The sequence below is a fragment of the Pseudomonas sp. MPDS genome (assembly GCF_013283895.1).
GTDB classification, from domain to species: Bacteria; Pseudomonadota; Gammaproteobacteria; order Pseudomonadales; family Pseudomonadaceae; genus Aquipseudomonas; species Aquipseudomonas rhizophila.
In genome coordinates this window covers 4,350,248-4,376,233 of record NZ_CP054128.1, presented here as the reverse complement: position 1 = coordinate 4,376,233, position 25,986 = coordinate 4,350,248, and the positions used below count along the sequence as shown (strand labels likewise).

The 25,986-nt window shown below is 63.2% G+C and carries 12 protein-coding genes; 8 read left to right on the top strand and 4 right to left on the bottom strand.

From position 1 onward, the window contains the following. Positions 1-288 precede the first annotated feature (288 nt). Both HQ912_RS19150 and HQ912_RS19145 read left to right on the top strand, forming a co-directional pair. Entirely contained in the window at positions 289-13,275 is a 12,987-nt protein-coding gene (locus HQ912_RS19150; protein WP_173407164.1) for a non-ribosomal peptide synthetase, read from the top strand. Between the two features lie 199 nt (positions 13,276-13,474). Further along, entirely contained in the window at positions 13,475-14,281 is an 807-nt protein-coding gene (locus tag HQ912_RS19145) for an alpha/beta fold hydrolase (RefSeq protein WP_076385671.1), read from the top strand. Positions 14,282-14,403: 122 nt separating this feature from the next. On the opposite strand, the gene dsbG is transcribed toward HQ912_RS19145, so the two are convergent. Genes dsbG through dsbD form a run of 3 tightly spaced genes read right to left on the bottom strand, consistent with a single transcriptional unit; the run spans position 14,404 to position 17,743 of the window. Then, entirely contained in the window at positions 14,404-15,171 is a 768-nt protein-coding gene (gene dsbG, locus HQ912_RS19140) for a thiol:disulfide interchange protein DsbG (protein ID WP_076385669.1), read from the bottom strand. Beyond that, positions 15,147-16,016, bottom strand: coding sequence for a TlpA disulfide reductase family protein (locus tag HQ912_RS19135; RefSeq protein WP_139050747.1), 870 nt, complete (start codon positions 16,014-16,016; stop codon positions 15,147-15,149). The genes dsbG and HQ912_RS19135 overlap by 25 nt, the downstream gene beginning before the upstream one ends. Further along, on the bottom strand, positions 16,016-17,743 hold the full coding sequence (dsbD, locus tag HQ912_RS19130; protein WP_173407163.1) for a protein-disulfide reductase DsbD: 1,728 nt from the start codon (positions 17,741-17,743) through the stop codon (positions 16,016-16,018). Before dsbD ends, HQ912_RS19135 begins: the two co-directional genes overlap by 1 nt. A 175-nt stretch (positions 17,744-17,918) precedes the next feature. On the opposite strand from dsbD, the gene HQ912_RS19125 reads away from it, so the two are divergent. The 5 genes from HQ912_RS19125 (at position 17,919) to HQ912_RS19105 (ending at position 22,387) form a co-directional block, all read left to right on the top strand. Beyond that, positions 17,919-18,599 carry a response regulator gene (locus tag HQ912_RS19125; RefSeq protein WP_047227135.1) on the top strand — a complete coding sequence of 227 codons (681 nt, stop codon included), beginning with the start codon at positions 17,919-17,921 and terminating at the stop codon, positions 18,597-18,599. Next, complete coding sequence (locus HQ912_RS19120) at positions 18,596-19,921, top strand: ATP-binding protein (RefSeq protein WP_047227136.1); 1,326 nt, start codon at positions 18,596-18,598, stop codon at positions 19,919-19,921. The genes HQ912_RS19125 and HQ912_RS19120 overlap by 4 nt, the downstream gene beginning before the upstream one ends. 116 nt (positions 19,922-20,037) lie before the next feature. After that, positions 20,038-20,544, top strand: a complete 507-nt coding sequence (locus tag HQ912_RS19115) for a GNAT family N-acetyltransferase (RefSeq protein WP_047227137.1) — start codon at positions 20,038-20,040, stop codon at positions 20,542-20,544. 118 nt (positions 20,545-20,662) lie between these two features. Beyond that, positions 20,663-22,075 carry an aspartate aminotransferase family protein gene (locus tag HQ912_RS19110; protein ID WP_047227280.1) on the top strand — a complete coding sequence of 471 codons (1,413 nt, stop codon included), beginning with the start codon at positions 20,663-20,665 and terminating at the stop codon, positions 22,073-22,075. An 84-nt stretch (positions 22,076-22,159) separates the two neighbouring features. Further along, positions 22,160-22,387, top strand: a complete 228-nt coding sequence (locus HQ912_RS19105; RefSeq protein WP_047227138.1) for an MbtH family protein — start codon at positions 22,160-22,162, stop codon at positions 22,385-22,387. Between the two features lie 138 nt (positions 22,388-22,525). Here the strand turns inward: HQ912_RS19105 and HQ912_RS19100 are convergent, their stop codons facing one another. Next, positions 22,526-23,344, bottom strand: coding sequence for a pyruvate, water dikinase regulatory protein (locus HQ912_RS19100; RefSeq protein WP_003199510.1), 819 nt, complete (start codon positions 23,342-23,344; stop codon positions 22,526-22,528). Positions 23,345-23,523: 179 nt separating this feature from the next. On the opposite strand from HQ912_RS19100, the gene ppsA reads away from it, so the two are divergent. Next, a complete protein-coding gene (gene ppsA, locus HQ912_RS19095) occupies positions 23,524-25,899 on the top strand; it encodes a phosphoenolpyruvate synthase (RefSeq protein WP_047227140.1) in 2,376 nt (791 codons plus the stop codon). Positions 25,900-25,986: the final 87 nt, after the last annotated feature.

Here is a 25,986-nt window from a genome sequence, read left to right as displayed (position 1 = left end):
GATCTGTCCGACTCGTCCTGCATATCGAGCGACAAATTAGGCTGAATGATAATGATTGTCAATTGAGAAGAAGAATTATTGATGCTGAGAAGTCCAGCGTGAGAACTGCGACCCGTTGCCGCGGTGTTCTGCTTTCCGGCGGGTCTGGATCAAGAGGCTGCTGACTAATTATTTGCCGACGGTATCCGTTCTCAGGGATGAAGGTTTCGGGCGGCAGTCCCGATGCCGAACCGCATTCCGCAGGCCACCAGATACCACTCGCAAGCCGAATTTCAGGCAGGAAACCTCATGACCGACGCGTTCGAACTCCCCAGCACCCTGGCTCATGCCCTTCAGCGCCGCGCCGCGTTGTCGCCGGACCGTGTGGCCTTGCGCTTCCTTGCCGACGTCCCGGAGCAAAGTGTTGTACTGAGTTATCGTGACCTGGACCTGCGTGCCCGGACCATCGCCGCCGCCTTGCAGGCCGAAGCGGCGTTCGGTGACCGTGCGGTTTTGCTGTTTCCCAGTGGCCCGGACTACGTCGCGGCGTTTTTTGGCTGTCTGTACGCGGGTGTGATCGCGGTGCCGGCCTATCCGCCGGAGTCCGCCCGTCGCCACCACCAGGAACGCCTGCTGTCGATCATTGCCGATGCCGAGCCGCGCCTGTTGCTCACCCGCAGCGATCTGCGCGAGCCGCTGCAAGCCATCGAGTCGGCACCGCCGGTGCTGTGTGTCGATACCCTTGATCCGGCCCGCGCCGGGCAATGGCTGCAACCGAATCTGCAGGACCATGACATCGCTTTCCTGCAATACACCTCCGGCTCCACCGCATTGCCCAAGGGGGTGCAGGTCAGCCATGGCAACCTGGTGGCCAACGAATTATTGATCCGCCACGGCTTCGGCATTGATCTGAACCCTGATGACGTGATCGTCAGCTGGCTACCGCTGTACCACGACATGGGCCTGATCGGCGGTCTGTTGCAGCCGGTTTTCAGCGGTGTGCCCTGCGTGCTGATGTCGCCCGCATACTTCTTGGCCCGGCCGTTGCGCTGGCTGGAAGCGATCAGCGAATACGGCGGCACCATCAGCGGCGGCCCGGACTTCGCCTATCGGCTATGCAGCGAGCGGGTCAGTGAGTCGGCGCTCAAGCGCCTCGACCTGAGCGGCTGGCGCGTGGCTTATTCAGGCTCCGAGCCGATCCGTCTCGACAGCCTGGAACGCTTTGCCGAGAAATTCGCGCCGTGCGGCTTCACGCCGGACAGTTTCATGGCGTCCTATGGCCTGGCTGAAGCGACCTTGTTCGTCGCGGGCACACCGCGCAGTCAAGGCATCCCGTCGTTGCAAATGGACGACACGGCACTGGCGCACCATCGTGCCGAGCCAGGGCAGGGCAGTACAGTGATGAGTTGCGGCGTGAGCCAGCCCGGGCATGCGGTGCTGATCGTCGAGCCCAACACGTTGCAGCCGCTGACCGACAACCGGGTCGGCGAAGTCTGGGCCTGCGGGCCGAGCATTGCGCATGGCTACTGGCGAAACCCTGAGGCCAGCGCCAAGACATTCGTCCAGTACGATGGCCGCACCTGGCTGCGCACCGGCGACTTGGGTTTCCTGCGTGAGGGTGAGCTGTTCATTACCGGCCGCCTGAAGGACCTGATGATCGTGCGCGGTCATAACCTCTACCCCCAGGACATCGAGCAAACCATCGAGCGGGAAGTGGAAGTCGTGCGCAAGGGCCGGGTGGCGGCGTTCGCGGTCGACGCTGGCGGCGAGGAAGGCATCGGCATCGCGGCGGAAATCAGCCGCAGCGTGCAGAAGATCCTGCCACCCGAAGCGTTGATCAAAGCCATTCGCCAGGCGGTGGCCGAAGCCTGTCAGCAAGCGCCGAGTGTGGTGGTGTTGCTCAATCCGGGCGCGTTGCCCAAGACCTCCAGCGGCAAGTTGCAACGCTCGGCCTGTCGGACCCGATGGGCCGACGGCAGTCTTGACAGTTATGCGCTGTTCCCCTCAGTCGCGGTTGAAGCAAGCCCTGACGCTCGCTCGTCATCGCCGTTGCAAACATTGATCGGCCAAGTCTGGTGCGAGCAGTTGCAGATTGAACACGTCCATGGCGACGATCATTTCTTCCTGTTGGGCGGTAACTCCATCGCCGCCACTCAAGTGGTCGCACGGCTGCAAGAGCGGCTGGGGCTGGCGCTGAATCTGCGCTTGTTGTTCGAAGCGCCGACCCTCGCAGCGTTCACGGCAGCGGTGGCGAATCAGCAACAGGCAGGGGGCGAGGCCCAAGGCGTGATCAGCCCGTTGCCGCGCCACGAAGCGTTGCCGCAATCCCTTGCCCAGAATCGGTTGTGGATCACCTGGCAACTGGATCCGGCGAGCAGCGCCTACACCATCCCCGGCGGCTTGCACCTGCGCGGTGAGTTGGACGAAGACGCACTACGGGCAAGTTTCCAGCAACTGCTCGAACGCCACGAAGCCCTGCGCACACGATTTCTGGAGCGCGAGGGTGTCGCCCTGCAACAGGTCGATCCGGCCGGTGAGTTCAAGCTGCGCGTGATCGACCTCAGCGACCTGCCCGCCGACCAACGCGAAGCCCAGGCGCGGCAGATGCGTGACGATGAAGCGGCGCTGCTGTTCGATTTGCAGAAGGGCCCACTGTGGCGGGTCACCTTGTTGCGTCTCGATGAGGGTGACCACCAATTGTTGGTCACGCTGCACCACATCATCGCCGACGGCTGGTCGATGAGCGTACTGATCGATGAGTTTTCCCGGTTGTACATTGCTGCATGCCAGGGGCAGGTCGCCGCGTTGGCGCCGTTGCCGTTGCAGTACGCCGACCATGGCAGTTGGCAGCGCCAGTGGTTGGCTCAAGGGGAGGCCGAGCGGCAACTGAAATACTGGAAACAGCAACTGGGCGACGAACATCCGACCCTCGCCCTGAGCACGGACCATCCCCGCAGTGCGCAACGCCAGCGCAGCGCCGCCCGCCATAGTCTGCGCCTGGACAAAGGCCTCGGCGATGCCTTGCGCCAAGTGGCCCAGGCCCACGATGCAACCCCGTTCATGCTGTTGCTGGCGGCCTTCCAGGCGCTGTTACAGCGTTACACCGGCCAGTCCGACATCCGCATCGGCGTGCCCAACGCCAACCGTCCACGCCTGGAGACCCAGGGGCTGATCGGCTTTTTCATCAATACCCAGGTGCTGCGCGGGCAGATCGATTCGCGCCAGCCGTTTGCCGCACTGTTGGCCCAGGCTCGGGAGGCCACGCTCGGTGCCCAGGCCCATCAGGACCTGCCGTTCGAACAACTGCTCGAAGCGTTCCCTCAGGCGCGCGAGCAAGGTCTGTTCCAGGTGATGTTCAACCATCAACAGCGAGACCTGAGCGCCTTGCGTCGTTTGCCGGGGCTGTTGGCCGAGGAGTTGCCGTGGCACAGCCGCGAAGCCAAGTTCGACCTGCAACTGCACAGCGAAGAGGATCGCAACGGCCGGCTGACGCTGTCGTTCGACTACGCCGACGAGCTGTTCGAGGCTCCGACCATCGCGCGGTTGGCGATGCATTACTGCAACCTGTTGCACGCGGTCTGTGCCGATCCGCAGCAGGCCATCGGCGATGTGCCGTTATTGAGCGCCGATGAATACACCCAACAGCAGCAGTGGGGCGCGGCCCCGTGCGCGCCGGCCGGCCAATGGCTACCGGAGCTGTTGAACGAGCAGGCCCGGCGCACGCCGCAACGCACTGCGCTGCTGTGGGACGATGGCTGCCTGGATTACGCCGAGCTGCACACCCAGGCCAATCGCCTGGCCCATTACCTGCGCGACAAAGGCGTCGGTCCGGACGTGTGCGTGGCGATTGCCGCCGAGCGTTCGCCGCAGTTGCTCATCGGTGTCCTGGCTATCCTCAAGGCCGGCGGCGCCTACGTGCCGCTGGATGCCGATTACCCGGCCGAGCGTTTGGCCTACATGCTCAAGGACAGCGGCGTCGATCTGCTGCTGACGCAAACTGCATTGCTTGAACGCTTGCCCCTCTGCGAGGGCGTCAGCGTCATCGCCATGGATGCCTTGCACCTGGAGCAATGGCCGAGCAACCCGCCGGGCTTGCACCTGGATGGCGATCACCTGGCCTACGTGATTTACACGTCCGGCTCCACCGGCCAACCCAAAGGCGTCGGCAACACCCATGCCGCCCTGGCCGAGCGACTGCAATGGATGCAGGACACTTACGGGCTGGACGAAACCGATGTGTTGATGCAAAAGGCGCCGATCAGTTTCGACGTGTCGGTGTGGGAGTGTTTCTGGCCGCTGATCACCGGTTGCCAACTGGTGCTGGCCGGCCCTGGCGAACACCGTGACCCGCACCGCATCGCGCAGTTGGTCCAACAATTTGGCGTGACCACGCTGCACTTCGTGCCGCCGCTGCTCAGCCTGTTTATCGACGAGCCCCTGAGCGCCCGCTGCACCAGCCTGCGCCGGGTCTTCTGTGGCGGTGAGGCCTTGCCGGCCGAACTGCGCAACCGCGTGCTGGCGCAGCTGCCGTCGGCGCAATTGCACAACCGTTATGGCCCGACCGAAACCGCCATCAACGTCACCCACTGGCATTGCAGCGTCGCCGACGGCGAGCGCTCGCCCATCGGCCGGCCGCTGGGCAATGTGGTGTGCCGCGTGCTCGACAGTGAACTCAACCCCGTGCCCGCCGGTGTGCCGGGTGAATTGTGTATAGGCGGCCTGGGGCTGGCTCGGGGTTACCTCGGGCGTCCGGGTTTGAGCGCCGAGCGCTTTATCGCCGACCCGCTGGGCGTAGCGGGCACGCGGCTGTATCGCAGCGGTGACCGGGCGCGCTGGAGCGTCGATGGCGTGATCGAATACCTCGGTCGTCTCGACCAACAGGTCAAGCTGCGCGGCTTCAGGGTCGAACCACAGGAAATCGAAGCGCGGCTGCTGGCCCAGGACGGCGTGGCCCAAGTGGCGGTGCTGGTACGCGAGACCTCGGCCGGCCCGCAACTGATCGGCTATTACACCGCTTGCGATGTCGGGCAAGATCAGGACCTCCAAAACGCCCGACTCAACGCCGCCCTGGCCGCCGAACTGCCGGACTACATGGTGCCCGCGCAATTGCTGCGCCTGGACGCCATGCCCCTGAGCCCCAGCGGCAAACTCGACCGTCGTGCCTTGCCCGAACCGCACTGGCAAGTACGTGAACACGTCGAGCCGGTCAGTGCCCTCGAGCAGCAGGTCGCTGGCATTTGGCGCGACGTGCTGGGGCTCGACCGCATCGGTCTGCGGGACGACTTTTTTGCACTGGGCGGTCATTCGCTGCTGGCGACCCAGATCATTTCCCGCACCCGCCAGGCCTGCGATATCGAGCTGCCGTTGCGCACCTTGTTCGAGGCCAGCGAGTTGGGTGCGTTCGCCGAACAGGTGCGCTTGATAAAGGCCAGCGGCCAGACCAACCGGCAACCGCCGATCGAGAAGGTCGATCGCAGCCAACCGGTGCCGTTGTCTTATTCCCAGCAGCGCATGTGGTTCCTCTGGCAAATGGAGCCCGACAGCCCGGCCTACAACGTCGGCGGCATGGCGCGGTTGCGCGGGGTGCTGGATGTCGGGCGTTTCGAGGCGGCGTTGCAGGCGTTGGTCCTGCGCCATGAAACCCTGCGCACCACTTTCCCCAGCGTCGATGGCGTGCCCCGGCAGCAGGTGCACGCCAACACCGGCCTGCGCATGGACTGGCAAGATTTTTCGACGTTGGCCGTCGATATTCGCCAACAGCGGGTGCAGCAACTGGCCGACAGCGAAGCCCACAAACCCTTCGACCTGGAAACCGGGCCATTGCTGCGGGTCTGTCTGGTCAAGACCGCCGAGCAGGAACATTACCTGGTGCTGACCCTGCACCACATCGTCACCGAAGGCTGGGCAATGGATATTTTTGCCCGGGAACTGAGTGCGCTGTACGAAGCCTTTATCGACGACCGTGAATCGCCACTGGAACCCTTGCCGGTGCAGTATCTGGACTACAGCGTCTGGCAGCGCCAGTGGCTGGAGTCTGGCGAGCGTCAACGGCAACTGGACTACTGGACCGCACAACTGGGTCGCGAACACCCGTTGCTCGAATTGCCGGGCGACCGTCCGCGTCCGCTGGTGCAAAGCCATCGCGGTGAATTGTTCCGATTCGACCTCAGTGATGATCTCGCCTCCCGAGTCCGCGCCTTCAATGCGCAACAGGGCTTAACCCTGTTCATGACCATGACCGCCGCCCTGGCCGTGCTGCTTTATCGCTACAGCGGCCAGACCGACCTGCGCATCGGCGCGCCGGTGGCCAACCGCATCCGTCCGGAAAGCGAAGGGCTGATCGGTGCGTTCCTCAATACCCAGGTACTGCGCTGCCAGCTCGAGGGGCAAATGTCGGTGGCTGAGTTGTTCGAGCAGGTGCGTCAGACGGTGATCGAAGGCCAGTCCCATCAGGATTTGCCGTTCGATCATCTGGTCGAAGCCCTGCAACCACCGCGCAGTGCCGCGTACAACCCGCTGTTCCAGGTGATGTGCAACGTGCAGCGCTGGGAGTTCCAGCAGAGCCGCACGCTGGCCGGGATGAGCGTCGAATACCTGGCCAACGATGCCCGGGCCACCAAGTTCGACCTGAATCTGGAAGTCACCGACCTGGACCATCGCCTGGGTTGCTGCCTGACCTACAGCACCGACCTGTTCGACGAACCGCGCATCGCCCGCATGGCCGGACACTGGCGCAATCTGCTGGAGGCACTGCTGGCCGATCCAACCCAGCGGCTAAGCGAATTGCCGTTGCTCGATGCCCGCGAGCAGCAACAGATGCTCGACAGCCTCGGCGTCGAACCCGGCGAACACCGCCTGGATCAATGCATCCATCAACTGTTCAGCGAACAGGCCCTGGCGCGCCCCGACGCACCGGCCCTGACCTTTGCTGGGCAGACCCTGACTTACGCCGAACTCGAACGCCGTGCCAACCGCCTGGCCTGGATGCTGCGCGAGCGCGGCGTCGGGCCGCAGGTGCGGGTGGGCCTGGCCCTGGAACGGTCGCTGGAGATGGTCGTTGGCCTGTTGGCGATCCTCAAGGCCGGCGGCGCCTACGTGCCGCTGGACCCGGAATATCCGCTGGATCGTTTGCATTACATGATCCAAGACAGTGGCCTCGGTCTGCTGCTCAGCGACCGGGCGATGTTCCAGGCCTTGGGCCCATTGCCGGCCGGTGTAGAGGGCTGGTGCCTGGAGGACGATAGCCCGGCCCTGGCCGGCTACCCGGACCAGGCACCGCCGCTGATCAACCTGCCGCAGCATCAGGCCTACCTGATCTACACCTCAGGTTCCACTGGCAAGCCCAAGGGCGTGGTGGTGTCCCACGGTGAAATCGCCATGCACTGCCAGGCGGTGATCCAGCGTTTTGGCATGCGCCCGGACGATTGCGAGCTGCATTTCTATTCCATCAACTTCGACGCCGCCACCGAGCGCCTGCTGGTGCCGCTGCTCAGCGGTGCCCAGGTGGTGCTGCGCGCACAAGGGCAGTGGGACGCCGAACAGATCTGCGGGCTGATTCGCGAACAACGCATCAACATCCTCGGCTTCACCCCCAGCTACGGCAGCCAGTTGGCGCAATGGCTGGCGACCCAGGGACAAACCCTGCCGGTGCGCATGTGCATCACCGGTGGCGAAGCCCTGACCGGCGAGCATTTGCAACGCATCCGGGCGGCGTTCAAGCCGAGCCTGTTCTTCAACGCCTATGGCCCGACCGAAACCGTGGTCATGCCACTGGCGAGCCTGGCCCCTGAGCAACTGGAAGAGGGCGCGGCGAGTGTGCCGATTGGCAGCGTGATCGGCGCGCGGGTGGCCTATATCCTCGATGCCGACCTGGCTCTGGTGCCCCAAGGCGCCACCGGGGAGTTGTACGTCGGCGGCGCGGGATTGGCCCAGGGCTATCACCGGCGTCCGGGCATGACCGCCGAACGCTTCGTCGCCGATCCGTTTGCCGCCGATGGTGGACGGCTGTACCGCACCGGTGACCTGGTGCGCCAGCGCGTCGATGGTCAGGTGGAGTATTTGGGACGGATCGACCATCAGGTGAAGATTCGCGGTTTCCGCATCGAACTGGGGGAAATCGAAAGCCGCCTGCTGGAACATGACGCCGTGCGCGAGGCGGTGGTACTGGCGCTTGATCTGCCAGGCGGCAAGCAAATGGCCGGCTACCTGGTGACCGACGTCGTTGAACAGGGCACCGAGCAACAAGCGGCCCTGCGCGAAGCGCTGAAAAATCACCTCAAGGCTCAACTGCCGGACTACATGGTGCCCACCCACCTGATCCTGCTGGCGAGCATGCCGCTGACCGCCAATGGCAAGCTCGACCGGCGTGCCTTGCCAATGCCGGATCCTGAGCTCAATCGCCAACATTACCTGGCACCGAGCAGTGCCCTGGAGCAGGCCCTGGCGGCGATCTGGTGCGACGTACTGAACGTGAAGCAGGTCGGCCTGAACGACAACTTCTTCGAACTGGGCGGCGACTCGATCCTGTCCATCCAGGTCGTCAGCCGTGCCCGGCAACAGGGCATTCACTTCACGCCCCGTGACCTGTTCCAGCACCAGACCGTGCAGGCCCTGGCCTGTGTTGCCAGCCACAGTCAGTCAGTGAGCGCTGAGCAGGGGCTGCTCGCCGGTGAGTCGGCGCTGACGCCGATCCAGCATTGGTTCTTCGATAGCAGGATTGCCAACCGTCACCACTGGAACCAGGCGTTGTTGCTGGAGCCGGCCATCACCCTGCAACCGTCCGTGCTGGAGCAGGCACTGCGCAGCGTTTTCCAACAGCACGATGCGTTGCGCCTGGGCTTTGCCGACATGGCCGGGCATTGGCGCGCCGAGCACCGACCATTGTCCGAAGCGGCGCTGTTGCGGCAGGTGGACGTGGAGAGTGAGCAGGCCTGTGAAACGGTGTTTGCCCAGACGCAGCGCAGCCTGAATCTGTCGAGCGGGCCTTTGCTGCGCGCGGTGCTGGCGCAGTTGCCCGATGGCCGCCAACGTCTGCTGATCGTGATCCATCACCTGGTCGTTGATGGTGTGTCGTGGCGGGTGTTGATGGATGACTTGCAAACGCTCTACCGCCAGATCAGCGCCGGGCAAACCGCAGACCTGCCGGCCAAGACCAGCCCGTTCCGGGATTGGGCCGCGCGTTTGCAGGCCTACGCCGGCAGCGAGTCGCTGCGCGAGGAACTGGGTTGGTGGCAAGCGCGGTTGAGCGGCCCGGATGTGGCGCTGCCCTGCGCCCATCCTGACGGCGGGCTTGAGGAACGTCACGCCGAAACCGTCAGCGTGCGCCTGGACGCCGAGCGCACCGGGCAACTGTTGCAACAGGCACCGCGGGCCTACCGCACCCAGGTCAACGACCTGCTGCTCACCGCCCTGGCCCGGGTGCTGTGTCGCTGGAGCGGCCACGAATCGGCGCTGATCCAGCTCGAAGGGCACGGCCGTGAGGCGCTGTTCGATGACATCGACCTGACCCGTACGGTGGGTTGGTTCACCAGCGTTTATCCATTGCGCCTGAGCCCGGCGGGTGACGACTTCGGCACCTCGATCAAGGCCATTAAGGAACAACTGCGCGCGGTGCCTCACAAGGGCCTCGGTTACGGCGTGTTGCGCTACCTGGCTGACGCCGCGACGCGCCAGGCGATGGCCGGCCTGCCGCACGCGGCGATCACCTTCAACTACCTGGGGCAGCTCGATCAGACCCTGGGCCACGACGCGCTGTTCCAGCCGCTGGACGCTGCGTTGGGGGCGATCCACGACCCCGATGCGCCGCTGCCCAACGAGCTGAGTGTCGACAGTCAGGTCAGCGGCGGCGAGCTGGTGCTGCGCTGGACGTTCAGCGCTGAGCGGCACGACCGCCAGGCCATCGCTGCGCTGGCCGATGCCTACCTCGATGAGCTGCAGGGCCTGATCGAACATTGCCTGACGGACGCGGCGGGCGGCCTGACGCCCTCGGACTTCCCCCTGGCGAAACTGACCCAGGCCCAACTCGACAGCCTGCCGGTGCCGGCCGCGCAGATCGAAGATGTCTACCCGCTGACGCCGATGCAGGAGGGCATGCTGCTGCACACATTGCTGGAGCCAGGCACGGGCCTGTACTACATGCAGGACCGCTACCGCATCAACAGCGAACTGGATCGGCAACGTTTCGCTCAAGCCTGGCAAGCCGTGATCGCTCGTCATGAAGCCTTGCGCGCGTCGTTCTGCTGGAATGTCGGCGAAGAAATGCTGCAAATCATCCACAAGCCTGGCAGCACGCCAGTGGATTATCTGGACTGGTGTGAAGTGCCCGAGGATCAGCAGGACGCCAAACTCCAGGCGTTGCTCAAGCACGAGCGCGAGGCCGGTTTCGATCTGTTGAACCAGGCCCCGTTCCACTTGCGCCTGATCCGGGTTGGCGCGGCGCGTTACTGGTTCATGATGAGCAACCACCACATCCTGATCGATGCCTGGTGCCGTTCGTTGCTGATGGAGGATTTCTTCGAGATCTACACCGCCCTTGGCGAACACCGCGAACCGCGACTGGCCGAGCCGCCGCGTTATCGCGATTACATCGGCTGGTTACAACACCAGAGTCTGGCCGAGGCGCGGCAATGGTGGACGCGCAACCTGCAAGGTTTCGAACGGACCACGCCGATCCCCACCGACCGGCCGTTGCTGCGTGAACACGCCGGTGACAGCGGCGGCATGATTGTCGGTGACTGCTACACCCGCCTCGATGTCCACGACGGTGCCCGGTTGCGCGAACTGGCCCAGGCTCACCAACTGACGGTCAACACCTTCGCCCAGGCCGCGTGGGCGCTGGTGCTGCGGCGGGTGAGCGGCGATCGGGACGTGCTGTTCGGCGTCACCGTGGCCGGACGCCCGGTGGAACTGCCGCAAATGCAACGCACCGTCGGCCTGTTCATCAACAGCATCGCCTTGCGCGTGCGGATGCCCGACGATCATCAGCGTTGCAGTGTGCGCCAATGGCTCAGTGAGTTGCTCGACAGCAACATGCAACTGCGCGAGTACGAATACCTGCCATTGGTGAGCATCCAGGAAGTCAGCGAACTGCCCAAGGGCCAACCGTTGTTTGACAGTCTGTTCGTGTTTGAGAACGCGCCGGTGGAAGTTTCGGTGTTGGATCGCGCCCAAAGCCTCAACGCCACCTCTGACTCGGGCCGCACCCACACCAACTTCCCGCTCACGGCGGTCTGCTACCCGGGGGATGACTTGGGGTTGCATCTGTCCTACGACCAGCGTTACTTCGATGAATCCACTGTCCAGGGCTTGCTGGGTGAGTTCAAGCGCTTGCTGCTGGCACTGATGGAAGGTTTTCACGGTGACATGGCCGAGCTGCCGCTGATTGGCGCCCAGGAGCAGGACTTCCTGATCGAAGGCTGCAACCAGAGCGAGCGTGCCTATGCGTTGGAGCAAAGTTACGTCGAGCTGTTCGAGGCCCGGGTCGCGGCCCATCCGCAACGGGTGGCCGCCACCTGCCTGGACAGGACGTACAGCTACGCCGAGTTGAATGCACGGAGCAACCGCCTCGGCCATGCCTTGATCGCGTCGGGCGTGGGCCTCGATCAACCGGTGGCGTTGCTGGCCGAGCGCGACCTTGACCTGCTCGGCATGATCATCGGCAGCTTCAAGGCCGGTGCCGGTTACCTGCCGCTGGACCCAGGCCTGCCGAGTCAGCGTCTGAGCCGCATCATTGAGCTGAGCCGCACGCCGGTGCTGGTCTGCACCCAGGCCTGTCATGCCCAGGCGCTGGCGCTGCTGGACGAGTTCGCCTGTTCCGGGCGGCCGAAGTTGCTGGTGTGGGAAAGCGTCCAGGCCAGCGATGTTTCGCAGCAAAACCCTGGCATCTACAGCGGCCCGGACAACCTGGCGTACGTGATCTACACCTCGGGCTCCACCGGGTTGCCCAAAGGCGTCATGGTGGAACAACGCGGCATGCTCAACAACCAGCTCAGCAAGGTGCCGTACCTGGCCTTGAGCGAGACTGACGTGATCGCCCAGACCGCCTCCCAGAGTTTCGACATTTCCGTGTGGCAGTTCCTCGCCGCGCCGTTGTTCGGCGCCCGGGTGGACATCGTGCCCAACGTTATCGCCCACGACCCGCAAGGGCTGCTCGAGCATGTGCAACGCCAGGCCATCACGGTGCTGGAAAGCGTGCCGTCACTGATCCAGGGCATGCTCGCCCAGGAACGCATCGGCCTGGACGGCCTGCGCTGGATGCTCCCCACCGGTGAAGCGATGCCGCCGGAGCTGGCCCATCAATGGTTATTGCGTTACCCGGACATTGGCCTGGTAAACGCCTATGGCCCGGCGGAATGCTCCGATGACGTGGCGTTCTTCCGGGTCGACATGGCCTCGATCCGTGGCAGCTACCTGCCGATTGGTACGCCCACCGACAACAACCGTTTGTACTTGCTCGATGGTGCGCTGGACCTGGTGCCGCTGGGTGCGGTAGGCGAGTTGTGCGTGGCAGGCACCGGGGTAGGGCGCGGTTACGTCAGTGATCCATTGCGCACTGCCCCAGTGTTTGTGCCCAACCCGTTTGGGGCGCCAGGGGAGCGCTTGTACCGCACTGGTGACCTGGCGCGGCGGCGTCGCGATGGCGTGCTGGAGTACGTCGGACGCATCGATCATCAGGTAAAGATTCGTGGTTACCGCATCGAACTGGGGGAAATCGAAGCGCGCTTGCATGAACAGCCCGAGGTGCGCGATGGCGCGGTGGGGGTGCAGGAAGGCGCCAACGGCAAGCATCTGGTGGGCTATCTGGTCGCCGCCGATTCGGCATTGAAGCCGACCGAACGCCTGGAACGCATCAAGCAGCGTCTGCGCGCCGAACTGCCGGAGTACATGGTACCGCTGCACTGGCTGTGGCTTGAGCGCTTGCCCCTCAACGCCAACGGCAAACTCGACCGCAACGCCTTGCCGGCCCTGGAAATCGGCCAGTTGCACAGCCAGGATTACCAGGCGCCAGGCAATGAGCTGGAGCAGACCCTGGCGGACATCTGGGCCCAGGTGCTCAAGGTCGAGCGGGTGGGGGTGCGAGACAATTTCTTCGAACTGGGCGGCCACTCGTTGCTGGCGACGCAAATCGCCTCGCGGGTACAAAAGGCCCTGCAACGCAATGTGCCGCTGCGGGCGATGTTCGAGTGCAGCACGGTGCAGGAACTGGCCGAATACATCGATGGGCTGACGGCGAGTGAAATCACCGAGGAGAAGGTGGATCGGTTGAATGATTTGATGGCGCAATTGGAAGGATTGTAGTTCTGCGGCGTCTATAAGAGGCCTCATCGCGAGCAGGCTCGCTCCCACAATGGATTTGTGATCGACGCAAATCCCCGGTGGGAGCGAGCCTGCTCGCGATGGCGTCATTACTAACACCGCAAAGCCCAAGGTTGACGCCTCGCCCTGTACGGCTCAGTCTCCCAAGGCTTTTTCTCCATTCAACACAAGGAGGTCATCAATGCCTTTTGCAACCCTTGATGGGCAATCACTTCACTACCTGGACCAAGGCCAGGGCCCGGTGGTGCTGCTGGGCAGCAGCTACCTGTGGGATCACACCATGTGGGCGCCGCAGATCGAGGCACTGTCCCGGCATTACCGGGTGATCGCCCTGGACCTTTGGGGCCACGGCCAGTCCGGGCGTTTGCCTGAGGGCATGAAATCCCTGGACGATCTGGCCCGCCAGGCACTGGCGTTGATGGATCATCTGGAGGTCGATTGCTTCAGTCTGGTGGGGCTTTCGGTGGGCGGGATGTGGGGCGCACGGCTGGCGCTGATGGCGCCCAAGCGGCTTGAGGCGTTGGTGTTGATGGACACTTACGTGGGGGTCGAACCTGAACCGACTCGCCAGTATTACTTTTCGTTGTTCGACAAGATCGAAGCCAGCGGCAGCATCCCCGAGCCGTTGCTGGACATTGTCGTGCCGATCTTTTTCCGGTCGGGCATCGATCCGCAGTCAGCGCTCTACCAGCAGTTCCGCGCCACGCTGGCTGCACTGCCGGCCGACCGCCTGCGCGACAGTATCGTGCCGTTGGGACGGATCATTTTTGGTCGGGACGACATCCTGCCGCGCCTGCCTGAGCTCGACGCCGGGCGCACGCTGGTGATGTGCGGCGACCAGGACAAACCGCGACCACCGTCCGAGGCGCTGGAAATGGCTGAGCTGATTGGCTGCCCGCATGTGCTGATTCCAGAGGCTGGGCATATCTCCAACCTGGAAAACCCGGAATTCGTCACCCGAGCCTTGCTGGAGTTTCTGCGCAGCTGACCTGACGCCATCGCGAGCAGGCTCGCTCCCACATTTTGATCTGTGCCTGACGCTGAATTTGTCGTCGCCACATATCCCCTGTGGGAGCGAGCCTGCTCGCGATGAGGCCCTCTAGGTCGATCTCACTTCGGCCCGAGAATCTTCACCAGCTTGTCCGGCGACGGTGCGCCTTGCTGCTGTTGCAGTTCGCCCTTGTCATCCAGGTAGAAAATCGCCGGGGTGGCGGACAGTTCCAGTTCTTCCATCAACTGCAGGTTGGCGTCCAGTTTTGCCTGGATGGCCGGCGGTATGTTTTTGAGGGGTTTGAGCGCGCTGCCCTTGCCGGCCTTCTCGTGGGTTTCCAAGGCCTGCTCAGGGTCCTTGGCCGCCAGCAATGCGGCGGATTTTCCTGGGCTGTCTTCACGGATGATGCCCACCATGATGTGGCGTAACTGCACCTTGCCGGCTTTGACCCATGGCCGTGCCTGTTCCCAGAACATGTTGCAGTACGGGCAGTTCGGGTCACTGAACAGATAGACGGTGCGCGGCGCGTCCTTGCTGCCGTCGGCGATCCAGTTGCTCGCTTCCATCTTCCCCCAGATGGCCTTGGCCATTGGGGCATAGACCAGCTTTTGCAGCGGCTCGGCGCTCAGGTCCTTGCCGTCGGCGTCGTACAGGTTGCCCAGCAAGACATGCTGGCCATCGGGTGTCAGGTACAGCGCCATCCCACGGTTCTGGTATTGCGCCGCGTAACCGCGCAATCCGTCCGGCGCCTCGAACGTGCCGACGATTTTCGCGCCCTTGGCTTCGATTTTCTTGATGGCCGCGGGCAGTTCTTCGGCGTGCAGCAGCGGTGCCTGCGACAGCGTGGCGGCGACGGCCAGGGTCAGCAAGTGGCGGAGGCGGGGCATGAGGGTTTCCTTGTGGCGGAGTGGGGAGCCGAGGTTGAATCCGGCGTTTCGAAGTTCTCCAGGGCGCGGGCCAGGCTCGCTTCTGACAATTCGCCCAAGTGACTGTCCAGCAGGCGGCCGTCGGCGCTGTAGAACAAGGTGGTTGGCAGTGCCATGGAACCGACGGCTTGACCGAGGCGACCGCTGCCATCAAACAGCACGTTGTCCAGGCTCAAGCCCTGGGTGGCCAGATAAGTGCTGACGCTTTGCATGCTTTCGGCCTGGTTGACGAACAGGAACGTCAGATCCGGGCGCTGCTGCTGGGCCTCTTCCAGCACGGGCATTTCGCGCCGGCAGGGTGGGCACCACGTGGCCCAGAGGTTGATCACCAGGGGCCCGCCCTGATAATCGGTGAGTTTCACCGTCTCGCCGTTGGCGTTACGCAGATTGATTTCCGGCAGTCGGGTACCTTGTTCATAGATCGTCAACGACATCGTCGCCACCAGCCAGAACAACAGGCCGCTGCCCACGCCGAAACCCAACGGCCGGCGCAAGGCCGGTCGGTGCCGGCTCCACAGCAACGCGCCAATCACCAGCGCGACAATCCCCGGCCAGGCCAGGAAACCGCCGTCGCGCAGGTCGACGATCTGCCACAGGTCATCCTGGTAATGGTTCCAGTAGGCGGCGACGAAGCCGATCCGTGCGGCCAGAAGCCCCAGCAAAAACAGCACGAACAGCACCGATTCCGGGTTTTCGCCACCGCGCTTGGCTACTCGCCAGCCCACCAGGGTCGCCAGTGCCAACGCGCTGATCAGCAATAGATGGTTAAGCGCAATGGCAAAGGTGCCGAGGGTAAACGTCAGCATCAGCGCGCGTTCCGAGTCATGTTCCAGTGCTCCAGGAATTCCTTGGCATTGACTTCCCCGGTGATCCGCTGGCTGCGCCGCTCTTGACCGTCGGCGCCAATCCACAGCAGGCTCGGTGGCCCCGGCACTTGATAGCGGCCCAGCAGTTCGCGACTGGCGGCATTGTCGGCGGTGACGTCCAGACGCACCAGACGTACGTCTTTCAAGGCGTCCAGCACATCGGCGCGGCCGAACACCTGTTTTTCCATGATCTTGCAGGACACGCACCAGTCGGCGTAGTAGTCCAGCAAGACCCATTGGCCCTGGGCCTTGGCCGCATCCAGTTCCCGCTGCAGGGCGGCAGGCTCGCTGACCGTGATAAAGGCATCATGGGTGCTGACGGCCGAGCTTTCCGAGGTGCCTGCATAGACCTCCAGGGGCTGGAAGAAATCATCGCCGCCACCCGCCGCGCCGATCACCAGCAGGCTGCCCCACAGACCGAACAGCAGCGACGCGCTGCCGCATACATAGGCTGTGCGACCGAAACCTTCGGTCTGCCGCCAGGCGCTATAGGCGGCAATCAACAAGAGCGTGCCCCACAGGCCGATCCACAGCGAGCCGTCGATGACCGGGCGGATCATGAGGATCGCGGTGCCCAGGAACAGAAAACCGAACACGCCCTTGAGCACATTCATCCAGGCGCCGGGTTTGGGCAGGAAACGATTGCCCACGGTCACCAATAGCAACAGCGGCAGGCCAATGCCCACGCCCATGGCGAACAGGATCAGCCCGCCGTGCAACGCATTGCCGCTTTGGGCGATGTACAGCAGCGCACCGGCCAGCGGGGCAGTCATGCACGGGCCCACCAACAGGCCGGACAAGGCTCCGAGAATACCGGCGCCCACCAGGCTGCCGCCGCGGCGCTGGCGTCCGGCACTTTCCAGGCGGTCGCGCAGGGCGGCCGGTAACTGCAATTCGAAGAAACCGAACATCGGTAGCGCCAGCACCACGAAGATCGCCGCGAAAGTGCCCAGCAGCCACGGTTGTTGCAGCAGTGCCTGAAGGTTGGCCCCCAGCAGCGCGGCGATTACGCCCATGGCGGCATACACCAGGGCCATGCTGATCACGTAGCTGATGGCCAATGCCAATCCACGCCGAGGGCTGGCGCCGCTGCCCACCACCACCCCGGCCAGGATCGGCAACATGGGCAGCGAGCACGGCGTAAACGCCAGCAACAGGCCCAGGCCAAAGAACACCAGCAGGCTCCAGCCCAAGGCCCGTTGCTGCAGGCCGCTGGCCAAGGCCTGGTCCGGCGCCTCACCATTGGCAACCGCTGGTGCAGTGCCACCCAGGTCCACCACCTGGGTCTGGGGCGGATAACACAAGCCCGCGTCGGCGCAGCCCTGGAAGCCGACCTTGATCTTGCCGGTGGCACCGGCGGGAATCTTTAGTTCCAGCGCCTGGCGATAAACCTGTTGATCGCCGAAAAACTCGTCGCTATGGGCTTCACCCTCCGGCAACTTCGGCTTTTGCGCCTCGGCAAGACCGCCGAATTTGAGTCGCTGCTGATACAGGTAGTAGCCGTCGGCAATCTGCCAGAACAACTGGGTTTCACCGGAGTCCAGGCGTTCGGAGGTAAACACGAAGGCCTTTTCCACCGGCAGGAAATCGGTTTTGGTCTCGAAGGGATTGGCGGCCTGGGCCAGGCCCGAGATCAGGAGCAGCCACAGCAAAAACAATCGACGCATGGATAAAGCCTTAGAACGGAGCAAGTGGAATGCACGATGGCGACTGGCGATTAACCGTCGATTAACCCGGCGACGATCGGCAGGTAGCAATGATCGCCCATGTTTGCCGTACTCGTCGCATAATGTCGGCTTAATCGGCCGGCGGCCTAATGTACCTTTTTCCACGGGGCTTACCATGCACGTACTGGTCTGCGAAGACGATGAGTTGATCGCCAGCGGGATCGTCGCCGGGCTCACGGCCCAGGGCCTGACCGTCGAACACGTCGCCACGGCGTCGGCGGCGCGGGCGATGGTCGGCGTGGCCCGGTTCGACGTCATGGTGCTGGACCTGGGGCTGCCCGACGAGGACGGCCTTAAATTGTTGCGCCAATTGCGCCAGCAAGGTCTGGAAATACCGGTGCTGATCCTCACCGCCCGGGACTCGGTGACCGACCGGGTCGACGGCTTGCAGGCCGGTGCCGATGATTATCTGCTCAAACCCTTTGATCTGCGTGAACTCGCGGCGCGCCTGCACACCTTGCTACGGCGCGTGGCGGGGCGCAGCGTCAATCTGATCGAGCACGGTCGCCTGACCTACGACCCCAGCAGCCGGGAAACCACCCTCGGCGGACAGCCGGTGGACCTTTCCCGGCGTGAGCAGTCATTGCTGCAGGCGCTGTTGCACAGTCGCGGTCGGGTCCTGTCCACCGAGCAACTCAAGGACAGCGTCTACGGGTTCAATGACGAACTGGAAAGCAACGCCCTCAACGTCCATATCCATCACCTGCGGCGCAAGCTCGGCAATGGCATTGTCGAGACGGTCCGCGGGCTGGGTTATCGGCTGGGGCCGGCCGACGACGGGGAGTCCTCCAAGTGATGAGCCTGCGATTGCGCCTGAGTCTGACCCTCGGCGCGGCCTTCGCCCTGATCTGGGCCCTGGCGGCGGCGTGGATGCTCAGTGATCTGCGCAACCAGATGATGTTTTCCCTTGACCAGCGACTGGTGGCTTCGGCGCGGATGGTCGCCGGGCTGCTGGAGCAGATGCCGCCATTGCCCAGCAAAGGTGAAGGCACGCACCTGAGGACCGAGCATGTGAGCATTCCGGGGGGCATGGCTTGCCAGGTCAGCTCCTTGCGGGGGGAGATCCTGGCCCGCAGCCATGGCACCCCAGACCAAACCCTGGAAGCCGAGAAGCTGGGCTTTCACGACCAGATGATCGACGGCGCGCCCTGGCGCAGTTTCACCCTGGCCCGAGGGGATTTGCGCATCACCACCGCCGACCGCCAGATCGAACGCGAAGCCTTGAACATGTCGGTGCTGTTGGCGGCCTCGGTACCGGTCGGCGTGGCGCTGCTGGGCTGCCTGTGCCTGTTATGGCTGGGCATCGGCCAGGGCCTGGCACCGCTCAATCGCATGCGCGATGCATTGATGCGACGCAATGCCGACTCCCTGGAGCCTCTGCAGATCCATCCGCTGCCCAGTGAGCTGCGGCCGTTGCTGGAGACCCAGAACCAGCTGTTCCAGCGTATCGGCAAGACCATTGAGCGCGAGCGCCGGCTGACCGGCGATGCCGCCCATGAGCTGCGCAGCCCGTTGACGGCTATCAAGACTCACCTGCAAGTGGCGCGCATGACCGAAGGCGTCGCCCGCGATCAGTCCCTGGCCCGGGCCGAGGAGGGCGCCGACCGCTTGCACCGCACCCTCGAACAGTTGTTGCTGCTGGCCCGGGTCGAGGGCAGCCTGTCGTTCGACGATGGCGTGCAATGCAACGCCGAGCAAGTGGCGCGACTGGCGATCCAGGATGCGACCGGCGGCGCTCCCCAGCGGATCAAGCTGCACTTGGCACCCGGGGTGTCCGACGCGCCGGTGCAAATGCCGGCGGTGCTTTCCATCGCCGCCTTGCGCAATCTGCTGGACAACGCCTTGCGGCATACGCCGGACGGGACCGAGGTGCAATTGAGCCTGGAAATGATTGGCCAGCGTGTACGCTTCCAGGTTCGCGATCATGGTCCCGGCATTGACGCCGACGATATCCAGTACCTGACCCAGCGCTTCTGGCGCAACGGCCAGAGCACCGGCTGCGGACTGGGGTTGGCGATTGTCCAGGCCATCGTCCAGCGTTGTGGTTGCGGTCTGCATTTCGACAGCCGTCCGGACGGATTGCGGGTTGAATTGACGATGCCTGTACAGGTGGGTTAACCCAGGTCTACCGGGGAGCTGCATACATCCGTTGTAACGACCTGCCATTGGCGCACCCACCTCATCCGGGGCTATGTTTTTCTCAGCTCGACTCAAGGACTGAGGAACACCGCGCCATGGAACCACTCATTGAAATCAGCACCGCCACCCCCAGCGATGCCGGCATCATCAGCCGGATCGCCGAACGCTCCATCCGCCTCGGATGTGCCGCCGAACACCGTAACGACCCGCGCATCGTGGCAGCCTGGATACGCCACAACACCCTCGCTCACCTACAACCCTTACTGCTCGACCCAAGGTTGCGCCTGACCCTGGCGCGTTTGCAGGGGCGGCTGGTGGGCACCGCCATGGCCTCGGTTTCAGGACGAATCGCGTTCTGCTATGTGCAACCGGAATGGTTTCGCCGCGGTGCCGGGCGAGCGCTGGTACGGGACATCGAGGCGTGGTTGCGCGGTCGCGGGGTCGTCCAGGCGACCCTCAACAGCACGCGCAGCAGCCACGGGTTCTATCGACACCTGGGGTTCAGGCAAAGCGCCGAGGCTTTCGCCATCGGCGGTGTCACCGCCATTGCCATGCACAAGCCACTGGTCGACCCTGCGGGGGAAAGTTCGATCCCAGAGTAAATCCTTGCCGCGCCGGTGCGTTTCCACAACAGGAAACCTGCACGTGCGCCCCGACCGGATGCGCACCTGCCCGGTGTGCCATTTGGGTCACTACTACAGTGTATTGCGGGGTCGAGAGATGTCAGTCGCCAATAGTCTTATCGAAGCACAGCCGGCGCGGGTCAGTTGCGCGCCGACCGAGACGCTCTACCAATTCAACGAGTCGCCGCTGCTGGCCCGCCAGAGCCGGCAGGAGTCCAACGCCCGCAGCTATCCACGGCGCATTCCCTTGGCCCTCAAGCGCGCCAGGGGTTTGTATGTCGAGGACGTCGAGGGTCGCACTTTCATCGACTGCCTGGCCGGGGCTGGCACCCTGGCCCTGGGGCATAACCATCCGGTGGTGATCGAGGCGATCCAGCAGGTGCTGAGCGATGAGTTGCCTTTGCATACCCTGGACCTGACCACGCCGGTCAAGGATCGCTTCGTCCAGGACCTGTTCGGCCTGTTGCCGGCAGACCTTGCCGCCGAGGCGAAGATCCAGTTCTGTGGCCCCACCGGTACTGATGCGGTGGAAGCCGCTCTCAAATTGGTGCGCACGGCCACCGGGCGTAGCACCGTGTTGTCGTTTCAGGGCGGTTATCACGGCATGAGCCAGGGTGCGTTGAGCCTGATGGGCAGCCTGGGACCGAAGAAACCCTTGGGCGCCTTGCTCGGCAACGGTGTGCAATTCATGCCTTACCCCTACGATTACCGCTGTCCGTTCGGTTTGGGCGGTGCCTCGGGGGTGAAGGCCAATCTGCATTATCTGGAAAACCTGCTGACCGACCCCGAGGCCGGCGTGCAATTGCCGGCGGCGGTGATCGTCGAGGTGGTGCAGGGCGAGGGCGGGGTCATACCGGCCGATCTGGATTGGCTGCGCGGGTTGCGGCGCATCACCGAGCAGGCGGGCGTGGCGTTGATTGTCGACGAGATCCAGAGTGGTTTTGGCCGCACCGGTAAAATGTTCGCGTTCGAACACGCCGGCATCATTCCAGACGTGGTGGTGCTGTCCAAGGCCATCGGCGGCAGTCTGCCGCTGGCGGTGGTGGTTTATCGCGACTGGCTCGACACCTGGCTGCCGGGAGCCCATGCCGGGACCTTCCGTGGCAATCAAATGGCCATGGCTGCCGGTTCCGCGGTGATGCGTTATCTGGTGGAACACAACCTGCCGGCCCACGCCAGCGCCATGGGCGATCGCTTGAGCGAACACCTGCACGTCCTGCAGCGGGATTTTGCGCAACTGGGCGATATCCGTGGACGCGGGCTGATGCTTGGCGTCGAACTGGTTGACCCGGCCGGAATGCCGGATGCCTTGGGCCACCCGCCGGTAGATGCGCGCTTGGCGCCACGGTTGCAACGTGAATGCCTCAAACGTGGGTTGATCCTGGAGTTGGGTGGCCGGCAGGGCGGCGTGGTGCGTTTCCTGCCGCCGCTGACCATCACGGCGACGGAGATCGACCGGGTTGCCGAAATTTTCGGACGCGCCTTGAAGGCTGCCGTTGCCCAAGCCTAATTTTCACCCGGCTCCAAACGTTCCTTTCATACCCTGGCTGCGCATGCGCCGCAGTGAACCTCGAGCAAAGATGGAGAGACACCCATGACTTCAGTATTCGACCGCGAGGACATCGTCTTTCAGGTCGTGGTCAACCACGAAGAACAGTATTCGATCTGGCCTGAGTACAAAGCCATCCCCGAAGGTTGGCGTGCAGTTGGCAAAAGCGGCTTCAAAAAGGACTGCCTGGCCTACATCGAAGAAGTCTGGACCGACATGCGTCCCTTGAGCCTGCGCAAGAAAATGGATGAGCAGGTGGCGGTAGTCCATTAATGCAGAGCATGTAAGAACGCCTCAACCCCTGTGGGAGCGAGCCTGCTCGCGATAGCGGTGGATCAGCGACATTAATGTTGGCTGGCACTCCGCTATCGCGAGCAGGCTCGCTCCCACAGGGTTTTGTGTTGTTGCGGGTTACTTGAACCGCCGCTCCACCCCTTTCTCCACCAGGATCTTCGCCGAAATCTCTTCCACGGAAAAATGCGTGGAGTTGATGTGGGGAATGTTCTCCCGCCGGAACAGGTTTTCTACCTCGCGCACTTCGAATTCGCACTGGGCGTAGCTCGAATAGCGGCTGTTGGGCTTGCGCTCGTTGCGGATCGCAGTGAGGCGATCCGGATCGATGGTCAAACCGAACAGCTTGTGCTGGTGGGCGCGCAGGGCGCTGGGCAGTTGCAGGCGCTCCATGTCGTCCTCGGTCAGCGGATAGTTGGCCGCGCGGATACCAAATTGCATCGCCATGTACAGGCACGTCGGCGTCTTACCACAGCGCGACACACCCACTAGGATCAAATCGGCCTTGTCGTAATAATGCGTACGGGCGCCATCATCGTTGTCCAGGGCGAAGTTGACCGCCTCGATGCGCTCCATGTAGTTGGAGTTATGACCAATGGAATGGGACTTGCCGACCGAGTAGGAGGAATGCTCGCTCAGCTCCTGCTCCAGAGGCGCCAGGAAGGTGGAAAAAATGTCGATCATGAAACCATTGGAGGTTGCGAGAATCTCACGGATGTCCTGATTGACGATGGTATCGAAGATAATCGGGCGGAAACCGTCGGTTTCGGCGGCTTTATTGATTTGCTGTACCATGGCCCGCGCCTTGTCGACACTGTCGATGTACGGACGTATGAATTTGGCGAAGGTAATGTTTTCGAATTGCGCCAACAGGCTTTGGCCCAGTGTTTCGGCTGTAATGCCGGTGCCGTCGGAGATAAAGAAAGCAGATCGTTTCATTTGCGCCTTGGGCCCTAGTGAGCTAGTGACGATTCTTGGATATGATAGGCGCGATTTGCCGGCCGCCAGTGGCCCGCATTCTCACTTATTTTCCAGGTCCAGGCCATATCGCCGGTATTTGCTCCCCTGGAGCCACCGGTGCCTTGAGCTTTTCCAACACAGTTAGTGGAGAGATCACCTTGGTAGAGTACGTAGTTTCCCTCGATAAGCTCGGCGTCCATGATGTAGAGCATGTGGGGGGCAAGAACGCATCCCTGGGCGAGATGATCAGTAACCTCGCCGGTGCCGGCGTATCGGTGCCAGGTGGCTTCGCCACGACGGCTCAGGCTTATCGTGACTTTCTGGAACTGAGCGGCCTGAACAAACAGATCCACGACGCGCTCGATGCCCTGGACGTCGATGACGTCAACGCCTTGGCCAAGACCGGCGCCCAGATCCGCCAATGGATCATGGAAGCCGAGTTTCCCGAGAAGCTGAACGCCGAAATTCGCACCGCCTTCGCCAAACTGTCCGAAGGCAATCCCGACGTTGCCGTCGCCGTGCGCTCCTCGGCCACCGCCGAAGACCTGCCGGATGCCTCCTTCGCCGGCCAGCAGGAAACCTTCCTGAATATCCGTGGCGTGGAAAACGTCATCCGTGCCGCCAAGGAAGTCTTCGCTTCCCTTTTCAATGACCGTGCCATTTCCTACCGTGTGCATCAGGGCTTCGACCACAAACTGGTCGCCCTGTCTGCCGGTGTGCAGCGCATGGTCCGCTCCGAAACCGGCACCGCCGGGGTAATGTTCACCCTCGACACCGAGTCGGGTTTCCGTGACGTGGTGTTCATCACTGGCGCCTACGGCCTGGGTGAAACCGTCGTACAAGGCGCGGTGAACCCGGATGAGTTCTATGTCCATAAAGGCACACTGGAAGCCGGTCGTCCGGCCATCCTGCGCCGTAACCTGGGCAGCAAGGCCATCAAAATGATTTACGGCGACGAAGCCAAGGCCGGTCGTTCGGTCAAGACCGTCGACGTGGACAAGGCCGAGCGCGCGCGCTTCTGCCTGAGCGACGCCGAAGTCAGCGAGCTGGCCAAGCAGGCGATGATCATCGAGAAGCACTACAAGTGCCCGATGGACATCGAATGGGCCAAGGACGGTGACGACGGCAAGCTGTATATCGTGCAGGCCCGTCCGGAAACCGTGAAGAGCCGTACCCAGGCCAATGTCATGGAGCGTTACCTGCTCAAGGAAACCGGCACCGTGCTGGTGGAAGGCCGTGCCATCGGCCAGCGCATCGGCGCCGGCAAGGTGCGGATCATCAAGGACGTCTCGGAGATGGATAAGGTCCAGGCCGGCGATGTGCTGGTTTCCGACATGACCGACCCGGATTGGGAACCGGTGATGAAGCGCGCCAGCGCCATCGTCACCAACCGCGGCGGACGTACCTGCCACGCGGCGATCATCGCCCGTGAACTGGGCATTCCGGCTGTGGTCGGTTGCGGCAACGCCACTCAGTTGCTCAAGGACGGCCAGGGCGTCACCGTGTCCTGCGCCGAAGGCGATACCGGCTATATCTTCGAAGGCGAACTGGGCTTCGACATCAAGAAGAACTCCGTGGACGCCATGCCGGACCTGCCGTTCAAGATCATGATGAACGTCGGCAACCCGGATCGCGCCTTCGACTTCGCGCAACTGCCGAACGCGGGTGTGGGCCTGGCCCGCCTGGAATTCATCATCAACCGCATGATTGGCGTGCACCCCAAGGCGTTGCTGAACTACGACGGCTTGCCGCCGGAGATCAAGGACAGCGTCGACAAGCGCATTGCCGGTTACAACGATCCGGTCGGTTTCTACGTCGAGAAACTGGTGGAGGGCATCAGCACCCTGGCGGCTGCGTTCTGGCCGAAAAAGGTCATCGTGCGCCTGTCGGACTTCAAGTCCAACGAATACGCCAACCTGATTGGCGGCAAGCTCTACGAGCCGGAAGAAGAAAACCCGATGCTGGGCTTCCGAGGCGCTTCGCGTTACATCAGCGAATCGTTCCGTGACTGCTTCGAACTCGAGTGCCGCGCCCTCAAGCGTGTGCGCAACGAGATGGGCCTGACCAACGTCGAGATCATGGTGCCGTTCGTGCGCACCCTGGGCGAAGCGAGCCAGGTTGTCGATCTGTTGGCGGAAAACGGCCTGGCCCGTGGTGACAACGGCCTGCGCGTGATCATGATGTGCGAGCTGCCGTCCAACGCGATCCTCGCTGAAGAATTCCTTGAATTCTTCGACGGTTTCTCCATCGGCTCCAACGACCTGACCCAGCTGACCCTGGGCCTGGACCGTGACTCCGGCATCATCGCGCACCTGTTCGACGAGCGGAACCCGGCGGTCAAAAAGCTGCTGGCCAATGCCATTGCCGCCTGCAACAAGGCCGGCAAGTACATCGGCATCTGCGGTCAGGGCCCTTCGGACCACCCGGATCTGGCCAAGTGGCTGATGGAGCAGGGCATCGAAAGCGTTTCGTTGAACCCCGACTCCGTGCTGGAGACCTGGTTCTTCCTGGCTGAAGGTCAGGCTGCGGTCTGATCGAGTGAAGGGGCCTCACCGGCTGATGTCAGTCGGTGAGCGCAGCCCTTGTGGGAGCGAGCCTGCTCGCGATGGCGGAGTGTCAGT